The organism is Pseudoblastomonas marina, assembly GCF_014641655.1.
Lineage (GTDB): Bacteria > Pseudomonadota > Alphaproteobacteria > Sphingomonadales > Sphingomonadaceae > Alteriqipengyuania_A > Alteriqipengyuania_A marina.
In genome coordinates this window covers 2,289,160-2,307,297 of sequence record NZ_BMID01000001.1, presented here as the reverse complement: position 1 = coordinate 2,307,297, position 18,138 = coordinate 2,289,160, and the positions used below count along the sequence as shown (strand labels likewise).

Here is an 18,138-nt window from a genome sequence, read left to right as displayed (position 1 = left end):
TCCCGTCCACCCGGGCGAAACGGCGTTCCGACGAGCGCGCGGGCGGCTTGGGCCAGCGCGTCGGGCGGGGTCATGCCGCGCGCGGGCCGCGGGCGATGAGGTCGTTGCCCGGAAGGTAGGGTTCGCCGCGGAAATTGACCGCGTTGGCGAACCGCGTGGCGCACGTCTGCAGCAATCGGTCGCAGCCCTCGCGCAGCATCACGCGCGCACCGTTCGCGAGGTCGCTCGGCAGGAGGTCGCCGAGCACGACCGCATCGCCGTCGATGGCGACGATCTCGCTCCGCAGCCCGGCTGCGCTGCCGTCGCGCCAGCGCAGCCAGCCGCCGACCAGCATCGACGGGGCGGGGCCGCCCGCGACGGTGACGCTGTTGGCCTCGCGATCGACCGCGTTCAGCACCGCCCGGTGCGTGTAATGCGCCGAGCCGAGCCCGCATTCCGCACCGCAGAACTCGGCTCGGCAAGAAGGGCCGGTGCGCGGCACCGGATCGCGCGACAGTTCGGCCTTGCGCGAACGCAACTCGGCCGCGAACCTTCCGCCTTCGGCGCTGACGGTGCCGATCGTGCCGGTATGGAGCCGGTGCCGTTCGAGGCTTTCCCAGTCGACCAGGCCGATCGCGATCCGGGCATTGTCGTAGCGCCCCGCGGACAGGTCCTCCGCTGCGATCGCATCGTGCGACAGGATCCCCTCGATCTCGGCGCTGTCGGCCGCGAACCCGGGATTGAGGCGGATCGCGGCGGGGGTCATGCCCGGCGCGGCGCGATGGACCAGCCCGTCGAAGGCGAGGTCGCGATCGTGGGTGGTGAAGCCGAGCGTGACGCCGTCCCGACGCGCGATGCGCCAGTAGGTCGCGACCGTCTCGAGCGGTTGCGCGAACCACAGCCTGCTCATGCCGCCTCGCGGATTTCGACCACGCCGACGCTCGGGGCCTCGCCCGCCGCAAACGCCGCCCCCGCAATGTCGAGGCGATCGTCGGCGAAGCGAACGGGAACATCGAACACGAAGCCGGCGCGGATTTCGGCCCCGTCGGCAGGGGCATCGTCGAATACCACCGTGCCACCATCGAGCGTCCAGCCATCGCTCGTCTCGACCCCGTCCACGCTCACGCGCAGGCTGGCGGGATCGGGGCGGGTGATGCGGCGCAACTGCGGTTCGTTGGCAGGATCGCCGTACTGCTTGATCAGCGCGAACCCGGTCGCGCTGCCATCGCCGGTGCCGAGCAACTGGTCGACCGCGGTGGGCGTGTCGGTCATGCCGTTCGAGCTGAAATCGAGCGGATCGCGCAGGCGGAAGCCGCGGGCCGGGCCGTGCCGTGCGCGAAAGAACGCGAGCAGCGTCCCCAGCTCGTCCTCCGAGCGGATCCCCGGCCCGACGTCGAAATGCAGCAAGGCATCGGACCACAGCGCATTGCGCCGCTCGTGGCCCGATGCGGTGATTGCGATGGTAGTCGAGAATTCGGGGCTCACCGTCGCGTCGCGACCGAGCGCCAGCGGATAGGAAACGTCGTCGAAATCGCGCATTTCGGGCTCCATCGGTTGTGGCAGGCGGACGTAACCGTCGCGGGCGATCTGCGGCAGCGCCCAGACGAAGCGACTGGGCACGCCGCGTTCCAGCGCCTCGTCGAGCGCGGCGTCGATCCGGGGCCAGAAGGCATCGGCATCGTCTGGATCGAGCACGAAGCCCGCGAGGTAATCCTGCCGTTCGAGCGGATAGCCGAGACGTGCATCGACCTCGGCATAGGCCGCGCGGCGTGGCCCGTCGGCGCCCGCGGTCAGCCAGTCGTAATCCTCGACCTGCAGCCGGTCGAAGGCCGGGTGTGCCCAGCCAGTCGGCAGGTTGAGCCGCTTCTGCTCGGGCATCGAGGCGTCGAGCACGCTCGGCGTGAACGCCAGCAGGAGCAGCTCCGCCGGCCCGTTCGCAACATCGCGCACGGCTTGCCCGAGCGCGGCGGTGCTTTGCGCGAGCAGCTCGCCCGCGCGATCGAGCAGGGCGAGATGGGGGGCATAGAGCGTCGCCTGGAGCGAAGGCAGCGACACCATGATTCCTTCGGCGGAATAGAGATCGAGCGCGGCTTGGTCGTAGACGCAGGCATGCCCGTCGGCACGTACCCACCACCATGGTTCGCCGATCTGGAACGCGACGGGGAGGGCGGCCTCCTCGACGAGAGTCACGAAGCGCGCCGCGACGGCTTGCAGCCAGCCCATCGCCTGCTGGTTGGCAGGCGAAATCAGCGCCGACGGCGGCACCCAGCCGGTACGGGCAGGCGTCCCGTCCAGCGCAAATTGCTGCCATCCGGCCGGGCAGTAATCGGCCAGCAATTCGTAGGACAGCGAGACGATCGGGGGCAGCCCCGCCTCACCGAGCGCGGCGAAATATTCGCGGTGCCAGCTTTCTGCCGGACCCGCGATCGGCGCCGTCAGATCGCCCGCGAGGTATGCGCCGCCGCTTTCCGCAAGTCGCGGATAATGGCTCATCCCGACATAGTGGATCACCTTGCCGCGATAGCCGAGCGCCTCGATTTGGCGCACCAGCCGCGCGGGCGCCTGTCCGGCCGCATCGTCGTAGCCGGTCGCGCAACCGGTATCGTGCGGCGGCAGGTGGACGTCTCCGATGGGCAGGCAGGCATGCGCCCCGTCGGCGGCAATGCCGCTCATCTCGGCCCAGCCCTCGATCGGCGCGGCGAGCGGCGCCTCGCTGTCCTCGACATAGCCGGGCGGCACCAGCGAGACGAACATCCGGTCGATCTCGGCCGGGTGGACCGGATCGTCGCCCGCCCAGCCGCCGGCGAGCGCAGAGAAGGGCAGCGTCACCACCGCATCTTCGGGCGAGCCGGCGGCGTAGTTCCACAACCGTACGAACCAGTTGCGCGGGTTGCCGGTCGCGTCGCGACCCTCGATCGTGAGCGTCGGGCCGTCGACCGCGTCTAGCGCGACAACCCCGCCCGAACGCCAGCGGAAGCTGAGTGTCGAATGCGCATAGTCGCGCACCGTGTCGTAGGCGAGCAGCGGGTGATCGAGCGTGTCCTCGCTCGCCCAGATAATGCCCGCCAGGTCGCCCTCGCGGCGGAAGGTCGCCTCGACCCGCAGCGTGCCGGGCGCGGGGGTGGTGATGCAGGCGAGCATCGGGCGCGGGAAATTGACCGTCCAGAAACGCGGATCGAAGCGCGCGATCGAGTCGGTCTCCTGCCCGTCGCGTGCGCGGGCGAGCCAATATGCCATCAGTGGTTCTCCAGTGCCTTGCGCACGGCCGCCGCAACCTGGCGGCCCGATCGCTGCAGGGCCTGCGGGCGCTCGACACCGCGCGGAACATCGAGCCGGATCGCGACATTGACCTGGCGTGGCGCGGCGATCGCGGAGCCGGATTCGACCCGTCCCGCGGCGGTCGGCACGAACAGTTCGGGGCCGCGCTCGCCGACGAGATAGCCGCGCCCCGGCGAGACATTGCCGCCGGTCGCACGGCCCGGCAGGCCGAAGATCGCGCCGAGCATTCCGGCAAGGTCGAACGGGATTCCGGCCTTGCTCCCGCCGAACAAACCGCCAAACGCGCTGCCCAGCGCATCGAGCGCCTGTGCGGCGATGTCGTCGAGCACCCGGGTGGCGATGCGCCGCAGATCCTCGAAGCCGAGCGAACCCTTCTTCAGCGCACCGAGCAATCCGCGCTCGAGCGTGTCGCCGGCTCTTGCGAATCCGTCGACCAGTGTCGCGTCGAGCGACTGCTTCATTGCCGCGATATCCTGCGCGAAGCCCTGCGTGTTGGCGCGCACGTCCACCGCCAGCGTTTCCACCTCATCGTCCATCGTCGGCCTCCATCAATGCGGTCATCTCGTTGCGATCCAGCGGCGCGCCTTGCGCTCCCGGATCGGCCAGCGCGCCGAGCAGTTCGGCGGGCGTTGCGCCCCAGAATTGCGCAGGCGCCCAGTGCAGCACGCGCGCCGCAACGGGCCAGGCGATCCGGGTCACCTCGGCCCAGCTTTCGTTCACCCTCCGCCTTTCAGGATCTGCCCGAGCAGCACGCGCAGCGGCTTCGTGGCTTCGGCCAGCCCCATCGCGGCGATCGCCTCGCCAAGCCGCTCGCGCGGGATGTCGTCTCGCTTGGCGAGGCAGTGCCAGAACAGCGCGTTCATTTCGGCCAGTTTCAGGCCACCCTGGGAGGCGCGTTCGACCAGCGCGAACAGCGGCCCGAGCTCGTCCTCCGCCGCGAGCAGGGCGGCGTAGCTCGGGCGCAGCAGGCAATCGCGCGCGCCGATGCGGATCGACGCTTCGCCGCGTTCGCTGTTCGCCATCAGGCCGCGACCACGGCGCCGGAGCTTTCGAGCTGCATCGTGTAATTGCGCTCGCCGTTGAAATCGCCCGCGTAATCGAGCCGCTGGATCAGGAACCTGCCCCGCAGCTTCTCGCCGTCCTCGAACGAGAGCTCGTAATCGTCCAGCGTTCCGGCAAAGGCATTGGCGCGCACCTGCGCCTCGGCCACGCTGCCAAGGAAGATCCCCGCCGCGCTCACCGAGACCTGCCGAACCCCGGCACCCGAAAGGAGCTCGCGCCACCCGCCGCTGGCCTTGTTGGTGACCACCACCGTATCGCCGGTGATAGACATCTGCGTGGTCCGCAGCCCCGCGACGGTCTGGTAGGCGGGCATCGCCGCGCCGTCGGAAATCTTGAGCAGGAAGGCGCTGCCTTTCTGGGCGGTCATGCGGGTTCTCCTTGAGGTGTGGTGAGCAGCAGGAAGCGAAATTCGAGCAAGCTGCTTCGAAGGTTGTGGCTGCGCTTCTCGTTGCGGGCGCGCAGGAACTGGCTCGCGACGAGCGTGAACCCGGTCTGGTCGCGTGGCAGGGCGAGCACGCGCGCCTCGATCGTCGAAAGCATCTCGATCGCGGTGTCGGCCGCATCGCCACGCGAGCGGTGCTCGATCACGATACGGACCTCGCGCCCGGACTCGGTCTTGGTCGACCAGTCGCGACTGGCGCTGGCGGCGATCGAAAGCATCGGCGTGGTGATCGGCCCCGTCGCTTCCTCGCGAATGGCACCGAGATCGGTGAGGGTGGGATCGGCGCGCAGCCAGTCGATCAACGCGGCGCGCAAGAGCGCTTCGAGCATCACAAATCTCCGGTGAAGAGCGGCCACAACATGCGCGGCGCGTGCGAGCCACGCGCTTCGGCAAGGGCGCGCGCCTTGGCAGTGAGGCGTTGGACTAGCGAATTGTCGGGCAATCGCGTGGCTATCATCGGCCCGCTCACTGGAGGCGCATCCGGCGATAGGGCCGCCACAGCGCGGCGACGGCCGCGGGCGGGATCGTCGAGGCGTCCTCCTCATCGCCCACCCGCGTGCGCCATGAATGCGACGCCAGCCGTTCGATCCCGTGACGGATCGAGGCGGGGAGTCCTGCCCAGTCCGGCGCCAGCCCGGCGGTGAACTGAACCGCGATGCGACCGGCATTGCCGGGCCGGATCGTCCGCAGCCGCGCCGATCCGTCGGCGTCGAGCTCGAAAGCGTAATCCTCGCTTGCGAGCGGGGTGCGGGTGCCGTCGGCGGCGATCCCCTCGACGCCGAGCAGCGTGTTCACCGGCCGGGTCGCGAGTGCGCGGAAACTGCCCGCAACGGGCAGCACTTCCTCGCAGGCATGGATGAGCGGCATCTGCCCGGTGAAGGCCTCGCACGCCTCGATCGCAATGGTGAGCAGCCTTTCGAGCTGGTCGTCCTCGGCCTGGGTGGCGATGCCGAGCCACGCCTTGAGTTCGGCCACGGCCAAGGCCCCCGGCGCGGCGGGGGTGAGGATTTTGCGGTTGGTCATTTGTTTTGGTCCCTCAAACGCCGGGCGCAGCGCATCCGCGCTGCTTGGCTTCGCCGCATAAGCGGCGGCGTGCGGTCGCACGCGTGCGCGCTGCCGCGCGCAAATTATGGACGAATATCGCGACGAAGCGCCACGCGGATACGACCAAGGCGGTCGCCCGAGGCCGACCAGGCCGAGGCAAGCCCGCCGGGCGCCCGCAGGTGCCCCGGACCCCGGACTTGATCCGGGGGGAGGGAACAGCACCGAGGATGTCCGCCCGGATGGGCGGACACACACAAGGACTTTCCCTCCACCCCGCGCGACGCCTCTACCTCTTACACCTCCACCTTCAGCAGCTTGATCGCTTCGCTATCCAGCACCTGCCCGCCGACGCGCTTGGTGGCGTAGAAGTGGACGAAGGGCTTGTTGGTGAACGGATCGCGCAGGATCCGCGTCGCGCTGCGCTCGGCGATGAGATAGCCGTGGTGGAAATTGCCGAAGGCGATCGGGGTCGCGTCGGCGGCGATGTCGGGCATGTCCCCGGCCTCGACCACCGGGTAGCCGAGCAGGCGATCGGGCTGGCCCTCGACCAGGCCCGGCTGCCACAGGAACGCGCCGTCGGCGGTCTTCAGCTTGCGGATTACTGCCAGCGTGGCCGAGTTCATCACGAAGCTCGCGCCCTGACGATGACCGGCCTTCAAAGTGTGGACGAGGTCGAGCAGCAGGTCTTCGGGGTTGGCGCCGAGCGTCGCCGCATCGCCAGTGCCGAGATATTGCAGCGTGCCGAAGGCGCGCACGCCGTCGGCTGCGGTGCTGGTCGCGGCGGAGAGGAAGCCCTCGGGCTGGTCGCTGCCAGAGCCGTTGACGAAGGCGGCGCCTTCGGCGCGGGCGAATTCCATCGCGATCTCGCTCGCGAGCCAACTCTCGAGGTCGAACCCGGCATCGTCGAGCATCGCCTGGCTGGCGGCGGGATTGGCGTAGAGCTCGCCGGTCGGCGGCGCGATCTCGGCGAAATCGGGCGTGTCGGTCTCGGGCCGCCCGGCGGTTTCGGAGACCCAGCCGCTCGCGGTGCCGCCGGTGGTGACGAGCTTGCGGTAGCCCGCGCTGCCGGTCTGGACGACCTGCGCGATGGCGCGGATCGGCGAGAGCTCGGTGAGGGTGCGCGCGATCGCGGCGTCGATCTGCTGCGGCACCGCATAGCCGCCGTCGCTGGCGACCGCACCGGAGATGGATTTCAATTCCGTCTCGCTGCCGCGGCGCAGGTAATGGTCGACGAAGCCCTTCACTTCGGGCGCGGCGGGGTCGCTGCCGATTGCGGGGCGCTGCGCGGCCTTTCCGATCTTGTCGACGCGCGCCTTCACCTCGTCGACATCGGTACGTAGCATGGCGATGTCGCTTTCCGCCTTGTCGGCGCGGGCGACGAGATCGAAGCTCTGCTCGAGCTCGGTATCGGGGGCGGTCTGGTTGGTGGTGGGGGAATCCATGGGCAGTCACCTTTCTTGCGGGCATGAAAAAGGCCGCCCGAAACGGCGGCCGTTGGGCGGAGGAGGGATGGGACTAGGGTTGGACCAGGTGCACCCGCGCGCCGTGTTGCATGGGGCGGGTCACGAGGCTGACCTCGAAGATGTCGACCGCGCGCAAGGCCCGCCCGGCGGTCGAATGTTCGGCAATGCGGGTGCGGAAGCCGAAGCTGAGGCCGGTCGCCGTTCGGTTGGCGAGCGCAAGGCCGGCACCGCCTGCGGGGTTGTCGATCGATCCGATCACACGCAGGCCGCGGGCATCCTCGCCGACCTGTTCGATCCAGCCGACACGCTGCTCAGGGCGATGTTGCCAGTAGAGCGGCAGCGGGTCGCGGCGCGAAGCCAGCGAGGCGGCGAACGCGCCGCGCCGGATCGTATCGCGCCCGGCATCGCGCCGGTCGAACAGCGCGGCGTAGCCGGCGAATCTCACTTGAGCATCTCCCACGCCCCGAACCTCACGGCCAATCCGATCAGCAGCAGCGCCAGCGCAGCGCGGACGATCCAGTCGACCGCCGCCTTCCACGCCGAACGCTTGGCATCGCGCCAGGCGCCGAGCAGTCCGCGCAGTTCGGAAAGGTCCTCGCGCGCCCCGGGATCGTCGAGACCCATCCGCACCAGCACGCGGTTGGCGCCGAGCTCGCTCGCTTCCTCGACCACGGCGCGCAGCGTGACGAGGTCCGAGCCCTCGGTGGCGGCCTGCGACAGCAGGCGGGCGAGCATGTCTTCACGCATCATGGTTGACCTCCAGGCCGAGCAGGCGGCGCTTTTCATCGTCGGAGAGGAAATCGGCGGCGGTGACGCGCGCCCATAGTTTCTCGCGGTCCTCGGCCAGCTCGGGCACGCGGTCGATATCGATTGCGAGCCTTTCGCGCGGCCACCACAACGCCAGCCCTTCGGCCAGCGCACCGAGGATCTTCGCGCCGAGCGGCAGCAGTGTGAGCCGCCACAGCGCGCGATTGGCCTCGCGGTAATTGGCGTAGGTGTTGTCGCCCGGCAGGCCGAGCAGCATCGGCGGCACCCCGAAGGCGAGCGCGATGTCGCGCGCGGCCCCGGCCTTCAGCTCGGCGAAATCCATCTCGGCGGGCGAGAGCGCCAGCCCCTGCCAGCGCAACCCGCCTTCGAGCAGCATCGGCCGCCCGGCATTGCCCATGCCCTGGTAGGCCTGCGCGAGCTCGGCCTTCAGCCGCTCGAACTGTTCGGCGGTGAGGGTATCGCCGTCCTTGGCGTCGTAGACCAGCGCGCCGCTGGGCCGCGCCGCGTTGTCGAGCAGCGCGCGGTTCCAGCCGGTCGCCGCATCGTGCAGTGCCACCGCCGGATCGGCGGCGGAGAGGCAGCCGGTGCCGTGATGGTCGTCGACCGGCGAGAAGCCGCGGATATGGACGATATTGGGCGCAGCGGACTCGTCCTCCAGCGGGATGTGCACCGCCTTTTCGCCCACGCGATAGGTGTAGCCGGTCGGCCAGCCATCCTCGCCCGCGACCGGCGTGACCCGATCGGGTCGCAGCGCGAACAGCTCGCAGGGGCGACCGTCGGCACCTTTCAGCACCTGCGCATAGGCATTGCCGTGGAGCAGCAATTGCGCCGCGAGCGTTTCGAGCAGCGATTGCCCCGCACTGGTCGCGGTGACGAGACCGGAAAGCTCGTCCGCACATGGCGCAAGCGGCGCTCCGCCGATCCCTTCCGAGACCAGCCGCACCGCGCGCTGCGCCACCGGATTGTCGCACCAGGCGCGGCGCACCGAGCGGTTGTACTCATACGCCGGCGGCGCATCCGCTCCATCGGCGAAGAACCACGGCGAGGTGAAATGGCGCGCAATCGGCACGCGCGAGCCGCCCCCGCCCTTGAAGGCGGCGGCGAGCCGGTCGAGGATCGGCATAAGCGTCCTTTCAGATCGGTTGGAAGGCCCTGTGATACGCGCTAGATCACACACATGGCTGACTTTGGTGATCGGGTTCGGATCAAAGCTTCGGACGAAACGCTCGAGCTTGAGCTCGCTGGTCGAGAAGGAGAGGTTTATGGCTGGACCACCCCATCCATAACGGGCGTAACCGTGGTCGGCTCAGAAGAAGATGATGTGGCTTTGAACGTCAATATCGAGGGCTTAGAACACGACCTTTGGTTCCACCCGGATCTTGTGGAGCTTATCGACCACAATCCAGGGATGACCGTCTCAATCAATGGAATGGACGGCGAAGCCGTTCGATTGCCGAATGGCGAATGGCAAGAGCGCTCACGCTCGAAATAAGTCACGCTCCCGATTACATTCCACTCACTCGCGGTCTCCCCGCCCCCCGTAGTATCAGTTCGACCAGCGCCCAGACGAGCGCGTAGGCGCCGTCGGAGGAGCGGCCCGGACCAGTTCTGTTTGCCTCGGCGAGCGCCAGTCCGCTGCCCCTAGGTTGATGGCGATGCCTCCCCGGTGCGCGGGTCAGGGCCGAAACGGTTTGCACCTTTCGTTCCCGGCCAGACAACAATGACCCAGAACGCGAGAACAAGCAGACCTCGAGCAAAGCTGTAGGGAAAATCGAGTTCAGGTATCGGCAAAGTTCCGGCATCGAACTGCCAGTAAGCCCAGGCATTCATTCCGGCTATTGCCGGCACGATCACGGAGAACCAGCCGCTACGATTGAAGTCATGCAGCCGTCGCGCCAGCAACGGCATCATTAGCAGCGCCACTGCAAATTCGAGCTGCCACAGCCGTTCGCTCACTGTCATCGAGGCGACGACATCAACCAGCATGATCATTATGAAAAAGAGAACCAGTTCCGTCCGCTGCGAGCGCCCGCGAAAAACGAGTAGTTCGCTGGCAATTCGTTTGAGATGCCGCGCATATTCTTTCTTGGGATCGTAAGTCATGATCTGCGCTCCAACGATCGCGATCTACACACGATCAGGATAATCTTACAACCCGCTGATCCGTGGTCTCCCGCGCCCCTTTAGCATCAGCTCGGTCAGCGCCCAGACCAGCGCGTCTGCGCGGTCGGGGGAGGGGCCGGGGCCCTCGTAGCCGCCGCCCGCCATCAACCCGCAGAGCTGGTCCTCGAGCCTTGCGAAAAGGCCCGCATGGCTCACGCGGCCCGCCTCGTAGAGCGCGGCGACAGGTTCCGCTCGCGCCGACTTGCCGCGGGTCGCGTGGACCAGCTTGAGCGGCAACGATAGCTCCGCCGCGCGCAGCACGCTGGCGACCATCGCGCCGCCCTGGTTGGCTTCGGCGACCACACGGTCGGCCTCCCATTCGCGTGCCGCTGTCGCCACCGCGCGCGCCCAGCTCTCGGGCGACGCCCTTTCGACCGAGCAATCGGCGAGCACGCGCGCGGTGCCGTCCGCCAACAGCCCGGCGACCACGATCCCGCACGCGTCGCCGGTGGCGGAGGCGGGCGGATCGACCGCGATCACGATGCGTAGTGGCGCGGCATCGTCCGCCGCGACGCGACACCGCTCCAGCAGCGCGCGGCTCCACAGCGCGCCTTCGACCTCGTCGAGCAATTCGCCCTCGAGCTCCTGCCGCCCAAGCGCGGTATCGCCGTATTCGCGGTCCATCGCCGCCATGAAGGCGAGCGGAAGGTTGCGCCAATTGTCGGCGGTCGCACCGCGCGTCACCACCGTGCCCTCGCTCGCCAGCAGGCGTTGCAGCAGCGGGACGGGACGCGGCGTGGTGGTGGCGAGCACCTGCTGTTTCTCGCCCAGCCTCAGCCCGAGCTGGAGGTTGTCCCATGTCCGCTCGGCGCGCCGGTGGCTGTTGTTCCATTTTGCCAGCTCGTCACACCACGCATGGCTATGCTGGGGGCCTCGCAAACTCTCGGGCTCGGCGGCCGAGTAGAGCGTCGCCTCGGCGCCGTTGCGGAAGCTTATCCGCCGCAGCGAGGCTTCGTAGACCGGCGTGCTTTCGGGCGGAAAGACCGACATGATGCCGCTCTCGCCCTCGACCATCACCGAACGCGCTTCGCCGAGGCTCGCCGCGATCAGCGCGATCTTCGCATTTTGGTTCGTGTCGGTTATCGAGCGAACCCATTCGGCACCCGCACGGGTCTTGCCGAACCCGCGCCCGGCCATGATCACCCAGTTGCGCCAGTCGCCTCCGGGCGCCTCCTGCCCCGGATGGGCGTCATTCTTGAAGTCGTCGTCGAAGACATTCCTGGCGTCCTGCTTCAAATCCTCGGCGAATTCGGTCCGCATCTCCGGGGTCGCTTCGTCGAAGATCTCGGTCCGGGTCATGTCCGTCACCGGCTTGCGATCATCGGTCATCCGGCCTCGCGCTCCCGTCGCGCGGCGATCTGCTCGCGCAATTTCTGCACCCGGCGCTCGATCGAGGCACGCACTTCGGCGGCGCTGACATTGGCGCGCTGCGCGCCTTCCTTCGCGATCGATTCCTTGTGCGCGGCGAGCAGGCGGAGCGCGTTGGCGACATCCATCTTCCGCTTCGGCGCCGGATCGCGCAGATAGCCGAGCACCTCCATCTCGAGGTTGCAGTAGCCTTCGTAGAGCGCCGCGCGCCACTTGGCGGCGAAGGCGGTGTTCCTGCGGCGCTCGTCGTAGACTTCGCGGGTCGATACCATGGCGCGCGCGGCGGCGGCGGAGACGTTGGAGGTTTCGGCCAGCGCCTGCATGAAATCGCGTTCCCAGTGATAGGCCATCGGCAGGACTTCGCCCTGTTTCGCGGCCCGGCATTTCGCCGCTCCCGCGTCGCGCAGCGCGGCGTCCCAGCGCCGCGCGAATTCGGGATCGCGCTTGCGAATGCGATAGGCGGGGCTCTTGGTGATCCCGGCAGCCTTGGCCGCGCGGCCGATATTGCCCCAGCGTGCGAGCGCGGCCAGGAACGGCTCTTCCCATAGGAGGATGTTTCGCTGTTTTTCGGTCATCGTCCCCACCCGCCGTCCGATCGATCAGCGCGATACGAAAAAGGCCGCAGCGGCAGGATGCCGGCGGCCCGAATCGGTTTATCGCGATGTTCCGTATATGTACCTAAACAGCGTGACGATGTCAAGAAGAAAAACCAAATAGGTTCGCGCCGGTCAGCTGCGCGTCCATTTCTGCTCGGTCCGTTCGATCGCGAGGTCGCCCGCCCACGGCACGCACAGGGCCCGCGCGTCGTCGGCCGGCGCGGACAGCCAGGTGGCCCAGTTCTCGCGGGCCACGATCACCGGCATCCGATCGTGCACTTCGGCCGACGCCTCGCTGGCATCGGTCATCACCATGCTGAACGCCCGGCCCCATTCGGCGGTGTCGCGCCAGATCCCGGCGCAGGCGAACAGCTCGGCGTCGGGCAGCGACAGCCAGGTGCGGGTCTTGGCGCCCTTTGCACCCTCGGCCTCGGCCCAGGCGGAGACCGGGATCAGGCAGCGCCGTTCGCGGAAGCTCGCGCTCCAGAACGGGCTCGCCAGCTTGTCGGTGCGGGTGTTGTTGACCGGGCGCGGTTTCAATGGTTCGCCGGTGCGCTTGCTCTTCTGCACCAGCGGGAAGCCCCAGTGCATCGCCTCGACCTGGTCAGTCACCACCATCGCCGGGTAGCCGGGATAGACCTCGCCCCCCGCATTGCCGACCTGTCCGAGCTCGCGGTCGAACAGGCGCGCGACCTCGCTGGCGGCCTTGGTCATGCGATAGAGATTGCACATCGTCGAAGGACCCTCCCTTGGCTTTCGCCCGACAAAGCCCTTTCGCGCCGGATGCGCAACGCATAAAGCCGCGCCGACCTAACCGACGGGATCGACAATATGAAATGGCTGCGCGCCCTCTACGAATGGACGATGGACAAGGCCGCGCATCCGGCTGCGGTGTGGTGGCTCGCGTTCTTCTGCTTCATCGAGGCGAGCTTCTTCCCGATCCCGCCGCACCCGCTGCTCGGGCTGATGTGCCTTGCCGAGCCGAAGAAGGCGATCCGCTTCGCACTCGTCGCGACGCTCGCCTCGGTCGCCGGCGCGCTGCTCGGCTACGCGATCGGGTGGGGGCTCTACGACAGCGTCGGGGCGTGGCTGATCGGCGTACTCGGGCTGACCGAGAGCTTCCCCGTCGCGGCCTGCTACCTGCGCGAATACGACTGGCAGGCGATCGTGATCGCGGGGGCGACCCCGGTGCCGTTCAAGCTGCTGACGATCACCGCGGGCTTCGTCGGCATGAACCTCGTCACCTTCGTGCTCTCCAGCCTCGCCGCGCGGGCGCTAATCTTCATGACCGTGGGCGTGCTGTTCCGCGTCTTCGGCGCGCCGATCAAGCGCGTGATCGACAAGTATCTCGGCACGATGACCACGTTGTTCGTCGTGCTCGTCGTGGGCGGCTTCATCGCGCTGACCCAGTTCAGCAGCAGCGACGAGGATGTCGCCGACAAGTGCGAGGCCGCGACCGAGGTGCGCGTGGCATAAATTTCGACAATACTCGAAATAATGCTTGCATCGCGCGAGCGATAGTTCGATAAATGTCGAAATGAAGTCCGATGACGCCATTGCAGCCCTGTCCGCGCTCGCCCACGATCACCGCCTCGCGGTGTTCCGCCTGCTGGTGCGCTGCGGGCAGGACGGCATGGCGGCCGGGGCGATCGCGCGGACGCTCGACCTGCCCAATTCCTCGCTCTCCTTCCATCTCGCACAGTTGCAACAGGCCGGTCTGGTCAGCCAGCGGCGCGACGGCCGCTCGCTGATCTACGCCGCCGACTACGCGGCGATGGACGGCTTGATGGGTTTCCTCACCGAGAATTGCTGCGAGGGCGCTCCATGCGACCCGGCCCAGCGCAACGACCAGGAGCACTGCCGATGACACGTATGCATATCCATGTCGGGGTCGCCGATCTCGACGCGTCGATCGCATTCTACAGCGCGCTGTTCGCTGCCGCGCCGACCGTCCGCAAGCCCGATTACGCCAAGTGGATGCTCGACGATCCGCGGGTCAATTTCGCGATCTCGCACGAGCATGCCGCACTCGGGATCGAACATCTCGGGATCGAGGCGGAAAGTCCCGAAGAACTGCAAGAGGTGTATGCCCGGCTCGAACGGGCCCAGCGCCCGGTGCTCGAGGAAGGGTGCACGACCTGCTGCTATGCCCGCAGCGAAAAGAGCTGGATTGCCGATCCCGACGGGGTCCAGTGGGAAGCCTTCCACACCAGCGGCGCGGAAACGACCTATGGCAATCCGGCCATGGCAGCGCCCCTCAATCCGGAACCGATCCGGGCGGCGCCGTAACCGATCGCCATCCCGAGCGAACCTACCGACATGCCTGGACACGATCTCGCGCGTCGCCTGACGGCCGAAGCGATCGGCAGCTTCTTCCTCTTCGCAGGGGTGATCGGCTCGGGCATCATGGCCGAGCAGCTGGCGGGCGGGAACGTCGCGCTGGCGCTGCTCGCCAACACGATCGCCACCGGCGCGATCCTCTACGTCATCATCGCGATGCTGGGGCCGGTCTCGGGCGCGCATTTCAACCCGGCGGTGACGCTCGCCTTCGCGCTGCGCCGCGCACTCCCGTGGCGCGAGGTCGCACCTTACATCCTCGCCCAGCTTGCCGCGGGCGCGATCGCCGTCGCCGCGGTCCACCTGATGTTCGACCAGCCGATCCTGCAATTCTCGACCAAGGCGCGCGCCGGCATCGGGCAATGGACGGGCGAGGGGATCGCCACCTTCGGCCTGGTGCTGACGATCCTGCTGTGCCTTCGCTACCGACCAGAATCGATCCCCGCATCGGTGGCGCTCTACATAACGGCCGCGTATTGGTTCACGTCCTCGACCAGCTTCGCCAACCCCGCGATCACGGTGATCCGCTCGCTCAGCGACAGCTTCGCCGGCATCGCGCCGGCAAACGTTCCTCTATTCGTCGCCGCCCAGTTGCTCGGTACGCTGGTGGCAGTCGCGCTGGCGGGATGGATGCTGGCGCGCGATCCAGCCGAGGCCTGATCGACGCGGAAAAGCTCGCAATCTCGGTCGAGGACGAAGAGCGTACCGTCCCTGTCGGCCACGATGCCCTGCGGCCCAGCCGGCCGCTCAGCCCTCGAACTTGGTCTCGAGCGTGATTTCCGCGTCGAGCAGTTTGGAGATCGGGCAATTGGCCTTGGCGTCGGCGGCCAGCTCCTCGAACTTCGCGCGTTCGAGGCCCGGGACCTTGCCCTTGGTCGAGAGCGCCGACTTGGTGACGGTGAAGCCCCCGTCCTGCTTTTCGAGCGTCACTTCGGCGCTGGTCGTCACCGTGCCGTCCGCGTGTCCGGCCTCTGCGAGCTTGAACGACAGCGCCATGGTGAAGCAGCTGGCATGCGCGGCGGCGATCAGCTCTTCGGGATTGGTCCCGGGCGCGTCCTCGAACCGGGTCTGGAAGCCGTAGGGCTGCGCGGCGAGCGCGCCCGACGCGGTCGACACGTGGCCCTTTCCTTCCTTGCCGAGACCTTCGTATTTGGCGGTGGCGGAATTGGTGGTCTGCATGGATTCGTTCTCCGGTTGGTTGTACCGGAGAGACGCGCGGACCGTGCGGCGCGTTCCGCCCAGCTTCGCTTCAGCCGATGATCCCGGTCGCCTTGCCGGCGCGTTCGAACATGTCGAGGATCGTCTCGACCTGTTCGCTCGAATGCTCGGCACAGAGCGAGCAGCGCAGCAGCGTCATGTTCGCAGGCGTCGCCGGCGGGCGGGCGAGATTGACATAGAGCCCTTCCTTCAGCAGCGCTTCCCACATCGCCGCACCGCGCTCCAGATCGGGCATGATCACCGCGATGATCGCGCTTTCGGGCGTATCGGTGCCCAGCTGGAAACCCAGTTCCTTGAGCCCGGCATGGAGCGTGCGCGAATTTTCCCACAGGTGCGCACGCTTGTTCGAGCCGTGCATCAGCTTGCGGATCGAGGTCGCGGCGGTGGCGACCACGCTCGGCGGCAGGCTGGCGGTGAAGACGTAAGGGCGGCAGACCAGCCGCATGATCTCGAACTTCGGGTGGTTCGAGACGCAGAATCCGCCGACCGTGCCGACGCTCTTCGAGAACGTACCGATGATGAAGTCGACGTCGTCGATCACGCCCGCAGTCTCGACCACGCCGCGCCCATTCTCGCCGATGAAGCCCATCGAATGCGCCTCGTCGACCAGCACCATCGCGCCGTATTTCTTCGCCACCGCGACCATTTCCTTTAACGGCGCGATATCGCCGAGCATCGAGTAGACGCCTTCGAGCACGACCAGTTTGCCGGCCTCTTCGGGAATGCGACGGAGGCGCTTTTCCATCGCCTCCATATCGTTGTGCTTGAACGGCACGATCTCGGCATTGCCCAGCGCGCAGCCATCCCAGATCGAAGCGTGGCTATCGATGTCGAGCACGACGTAATCGCCCTTGCCGGCGATCGTCGAGATTATCCCGAGATTGGCTTGGTAGCCGGTCGAGAAGACCATCGCGTGGTCCATGCCGTAGAATTCGCGCAGCGCGTCCTCGCACTCGCGATGGCCCTGGTAGGTGCCGTTGAGCACGCGGCTACCGGTGGTGCCCGAACCGAAATCGGCGAGCGCCTTCTGCCCCGCCGCGACGACTTCCGGATCGAAGGTCATGCCCATATAATTGTACGTGCCGAGCAGGATCGTCTCGCGTCCGTTGCAGATCGCCCGGGTCGGCGAGAGCACCTTTTCCATCACCAGGTTGAACGGATCCTCGAGTCCCGAATCGAGCAGCGCCTGACGCTGGCCGATCAGGCTGTCGAACTTAGAGAACAGGTCCTTGCCTTCACCCGGATGCGGCTCGGGCTGGTCCGGCTGGCTGATGCCTTCGCTCATGATATCGTCCCGGGGCTCAATCGTCGGCGAGCTTGCACACGGCGTCGACCAACTGGCCGTATTTCTCGATCTCGGCCTGCTGGTTCATCGAGATGATGATGTCGAATTCGTCCTCGATCGCGGCGACGAAATCCATCACCGTCAGGCTGTCGAATTCGAGATCGCCGGCGAAGGTGGTGTCGTCGGTGATCGTCACGCCCTTCTTGTTGAACGGCTCGATCAGCGAGCGGATTCGGCTATCGACTTCGGCGCGGTCCATGCGTGGCCCTCCTTGTGGAATGACAAGCGCCCGCAAGACGGGTTTCGCGTCGCGCTGTCAAGTTTGTGGAGGTGCCGGTCGGGCTCAATCGACCGCGCTTGCTTCGTCGCAAGGCGCGGGCTTGAGGTACAGTTTCATCCCGACCTTCTCGGCGCGAATATGATCCCCGACTTCGCAGCCCTCCACTTTTTTCGATAGAACAATGGTCGAACCGCGGATTCCCTCCTCGGTTCTTGCCGAAACGCGATAGCCCGGCGTCCGGCCCTGAAATCGATTGCTTCCTACGCCCATGGACGTGATTGTGGCATCCAAGGGTTCGCCAGGTTCGTAGTAGGTCAGGAACGGGTCCCGCGAAAAAAATACGAGCACCGGAAATATGAGCAAAGCCGGAAGGAAATAATGAACCTTCCAATCATGCCGCAAAAGCCAATAGAGATCGCGTATGTTTTTCATCGATCAGCGATCGCGCGAAAATTCCCGTTTCGATCAATCGACCAGCTTGCTGACGGCTTCCATGAAGGGCCGGATCGAGACCGGCTTGGCGAGGTAGCCCTTGGCGCCGGCCTGGCGGATCCGGTCCTCGTCTCCCGAACCGGCATAGGCGGTAACGGCGAGGACCGGGATATCGCGCAGGCCTTCTTCGTGCGAGGCTTCCTCGATCAGGTCGAGGCCCGAGACGTTGGGGAGCTGGATATCCATGATAATGAGGTCGGGCCGGAACTCGCGGGCCCGCATGAGCGCTTGTTCACCGTCCGCGCAGGGCTCGACCTCGTAGGAACGCGATTTGAGCACGTCGCAGAACAGTCGGCGGTTGAGATCGTTGTCCTCGACAACGAGGATGCGCTTTGACACGGATAGGCCCCTTCGCCCGGTTT

At 67.1% G+C, this 18,138-nt stretch carries 26 protein-coding genes; 5 read left to right on the top strand and 21 right to left on the bottom strand.

The genetic code is table 11. From position 1 onward, the window contains the following. Positions 1–70: 70 nt before the first annotated feature. The 12 genes from IEW49_RS11295 to IEW49_RS11240 form a co-directional block, all read right to left on the bottom strand. Positions 71–889 (bottom strand): phage/gene transfer agent baseplate hub protein, encoded by an 819-nt coding sequence (locus tag IEW49_RS11295; RefSeq protein ID WP_188642747.1) that lies wholly within the window; start codon positions 887–889, stop codon positions 71–73. Next, positions 886–3,216 (bottom strand): DUF2460 domain-containing protein, encoded by a 2,331-nt coding sequence (locus IEW49_RS11290; RefSeq protein WP_188642746.1) that lies wholly within the window; start codon positions 3,214–3,216, stop codon positions 886–888. Before IEW49_RS11290 ends, IEW49_RS11295 begins: the two co-directional genes overlap by 4 nt. After that, positions 3,216–3,794, bottom strand: coding sequence for a tail tape measure protein (locus tag IEW49_RS11285; RefSeq protein WP_188642745.1), 579 nt, complete (start codon positions 3,792–3,794; stop codon positions 3,216–3,218). The genes IEW49_RS11290 and IEW49_RS11285 overlap by 1 nt, the downstream gene beginning before the upstream one ends. Continuing rightward, a complete protein-coding gene (locus IEW49_RS11280) occupies positions 3,784–3,978 on the bottom strand; it encodes a phage tail assembly chaperone (RefSeq protein WP_229658180.1) in 195 nt (64 codons plus the stop codon). The genes IEW49_RS11285 and IEW49_RS11280 overlap by 11 nt, the downstream gene beginning before the upstream one ends. Further along, on the bottom strand, positions 3,975–4,280 hold the full coding sequence (locus IEW49_RS11275; RefSeq protein ID WP_188642744.1) for a gene transfer agent family protein: 306 nt from the start codon (positions 4,278–4,280) through the stop codon (positions 3,975–3,977). The genes IEW49_RS11280 and IEW49_RS11275 overlap by 4 nt, the downstream gene beginning before the upstream one ends. Next, positions 4,280–4,687, bottom strand: a complete 408-nt coding sequence (locus tag IEW49_RS11270) for a phage major tail protein, TP901-1 family (RefSeq protein WP_188642743.1) — start codon at positions 4,685–4,687, stop codon at positions 4,280–4,282. The genes IEW49_RS11275 and IEW49_RS11270 overlap by 1 nt, the downstream gene beginning before the upstream one ends. Then, positions 4,684–5,091 (bottom strand): tail completion protein gp17, encoded by a 408-nt coding sequence (gp17, locus tag IEW49_RS11265; protein WP_188642742.1) that lies wholly within the window; start codon positions 5,089–5,091, stop codon positions 4,684–4,686. Before gp17 ends, IEW49_RS11270 begins: the two co-directional genes overlap by 4 nt. A 136-nt stretch (positions 5,092–5,227) precedes the next feature. Then, positions 5,228–5,785 carry a head-tail connector protein gene (locus tag IEW49_RS11260; RefSeq protein WP_188642741.1) on the bottom strand — a complete coding sequence of 186 codons (558 nt, stop codon included), beginning with the start codon at positions 5,783–5,785 and terminating at the stop codon, positions 5,228–5,230. A gap of 314 nt (positions 5,786–6,099) precedes the next feature. Then, a complete protein-coding gene (locus IEW49_RS11255) occupies positions 6,100–7,248 on the bottom strand; it encodes a phage major capsid protein (RefSeq protein ID WP_188642740.1) in 1,149 nt (382 codons plus the stop codon). Between the two features lie 73 nt (positions 7,249–7,321). After that, on the bottom strand, positions 7,322–7,714 hold the full coding sequence (locus IEW49_RS11250) for an HK97 family phage prohead protease (protein ID WP_229658179.1): 393 nt from the start codon (positions 7,712–7,714) through the stop codon (positions 7,322–7,324). Next, on the bottom strand, positions 7,711–8,019 hold the full coding sequence (locus IEW49_RS11245) for a DUF6127 family protein (protein ID WP_188642738.1): 309 nt from the start codon (positions 8,017–8,019) through the stop codon (positions 7,711–7,713). The genes IEW49_RS11250 and IEW49_RS11245 overlap by 4 nt, the downstream gene beginning before the upstream one ends. Next, complete coding sequence (locus IEW49_RS11240) at positions 8,009–9,160, bottom strand: phage portal protein (RefSeq protein WP_188642737.1); 1,152 nt, start codon at positions 9,158–9,160, stop codon at positions 8,009–8,011. The genes IEW49_RS11245 and IEW49_RS11240 overlap by 11 nt, the downstream gene beginning before the upstream one ends. 54 nt (positions 9,161–9,214) lie before the next feature. Here IEW49_RS11240 and IEW49_RS11235 point away from each other — a divergent pair, with 54 nt between their 5' ends. Next, entirely contained in the window at positions 9,215–9,529 is a 315-nt protein-coding gene (locus IEW49_RS11235) for a hypothetical protein (protein ID WP_188642736.1), read from the top strand. 149 nt (positions 9,530–9,678) lie between these two features. On the opposite strand, the gene IEW49_RS11230 is transcribed toward IEW49_RS11235, so the two are convergent. The 4 genes from IEW49_RS11230 to IEW49_RS11215 form a co-directional block, all read right to left on the bottom strand. Then, positions 9,679–10,140: a DUF805 domain-containing protein gene (locus tag IEW49_RS11230; protein WP_188642735.1), complete on the bottom strand. Its 462-nt coding sequence runs from the start codon at positions 10,138–10,140 to the stop codon at positions 9,679–9,681. Between the two features lie 45 nt (positions 10,141–10,185). Beyond that, complete coding sequence (locus tag IEW49_RS11225) at positions 10,186–11,499, bottom strand: DNA-packaging protein (RefSeq protein ID WP_373282526.1); 1,314 nt, start codon at positions 11,497–11,499, stop codon at positions 10,186–10,188. A 26-nt stretch (positions 11,500–11,525) separates the two neighbouring features. After that, positions 11,526–12,143 carry a hypothetical protein gene (locus tag IEW49_RS11220; protein WP_188642733.1) on the bottom strand — a complete coding sequence of 206 codons (618 nt, stop codon included), beginning with the start codon at positions 12,141–12,143 and terminating at the stop codon, positions 11,526–11,528. 153 nt (positions 12,144–12,296) lie between these two features. Next, positions 12,297–12,896 carry an SOS response-associated peptidase gene (locus IEW49_RS11215; protein ID WP_188642732.1) on the bottom strand — a complete coding sequence of 200 codons (600 nt, stop codon included), beginning with the start codon at positions 12,894–12,896 and terminating at the stop codon, positions 12,297–12,299. A gap of 99 nt (positions 12,897–12,995) precedes the next feature. Here IEW49_RS11215 and IEW49_RS11210 point away from each other — a divergent pair, with 99 nt between their 5' ends. From IEW49_RS11210 to IEW49_RS11195, 4 genes are all read left to right on the top strand, one after another. Then, positions 12,996–13,640: a YqaA family protein gene (locus tag IEW49_RS11210; RefSeq protein ID WP_229658178.1), complete on the top strand. Its 645-nt coding sequence runs from the start codon at positions 12,996–12,998 to the stop codon at positions 13,638–13,640. Positions 13,641–13,701: 61 nt separating this feature from the next. Continuing rightward, positions 13,702–14,031, top strand: coding sequence for an ArsR/SmtB family transcription factor (locus IEW49_RS11205; RefSeq protein WP_188642731.1), 330 nt, complete (start codon positions 13,702–13,704; stop codon positions 14,029–14,031). Continuing rightward, entirely contained in the window at positions 14,028–14,453 is a 426-nt protein-coding gene (locus IEW49_RS11200; protein WP_188642730.1) for an ArsI/CadI family heavy metal resistance metalloenzyme, read from the top strand. Before IEW49_RS11205 ends, IEW49_RS11200 begins: the two co-directional genes overlap by 4 nt. Before the next feature lie 30 nt (positions 14,454–14,483). Continuing rightward, positions 14,484–15,161, top strand: coding sequence for an aquaporin (locus tag IEW49_RS11195; RefSeq protein ID WP_188642729.1), 678 nt, complete (start codon positions 14,484–14,486; stop codon positions 15,159–15,161). Positions 15,162–15,248: 87 nt separating this feature from the next. On the opposite strand, the gene IEW49_RS11190 is transcribed toward IEW49_RS11195, so the two are convergent. The 5 genes from IEW49_RS11190 to IEW49_RS11170 all read right to left on the bottom strand — a co-directional run bounded on the left by IEW49_RS11190 (position 15,249) and on the right by IEW49_RS11170 (position 18,115). Continuing rightward, positions 15,249–15,680 carry an OsmC family protein gene (locus IEW49_RS11190; RefSeq protein ID WP_188642728.1) on the bottom strand — a complete coding sequence of 144 codons (432 nt, stop codon included), beginning with the start codon at positions 15,678–15,680 and terminating at the stop codon, positions 15,249–15,251. A 70-nt stretch (positions 15,681–15,750) separates the two neighbouring features. Further along, a complete protein-coding gene (gene spt / locus IEW49_RS11185) occupies positions 15,751–17,004 on the bottom strand; it encodes a serine palmitoyltransferase (RefSeq protein ID WP_188642727.1) in 1,254 nt (417 codons plus the stop codon). Between the two features lie 16 nt (positions 17,005–17,020). After that, positions 17,021–17,263, bottom strand: a complete 243-nt coding sequence (locus IEW49_RS11180; RefSeq protein ID WP_188642726.1) for an acyl carrier protein — start codon at positions 17,261–17,263, stop codon at positions 17,021–17,023. Between the two features lie 84 nt (positions 17,264–17,347). Next, entirely contained in the window at positions 17,348–17,716 is a 369-nt protein-coding gene (locus tag IEW49_RS11175; protein WP_188642725.1) for a hypothetical protein, read from the bottom strand. 33 nt (positions 17,717–17,749) lie between these two features. Next, positions 17,750–18,115: a response regulator gene (locus tag IEW49_RS11170; RefSeq protein WP_188642724.1), complete on the bottom strand. Its 366-nt coding sequence runs from the start codon at positions 18,113–18,115 to the stop codon at positions 17,750–17,752. Between the last annotated feature and the right edge of the window lie 23 nt (positions 18,116–18,138).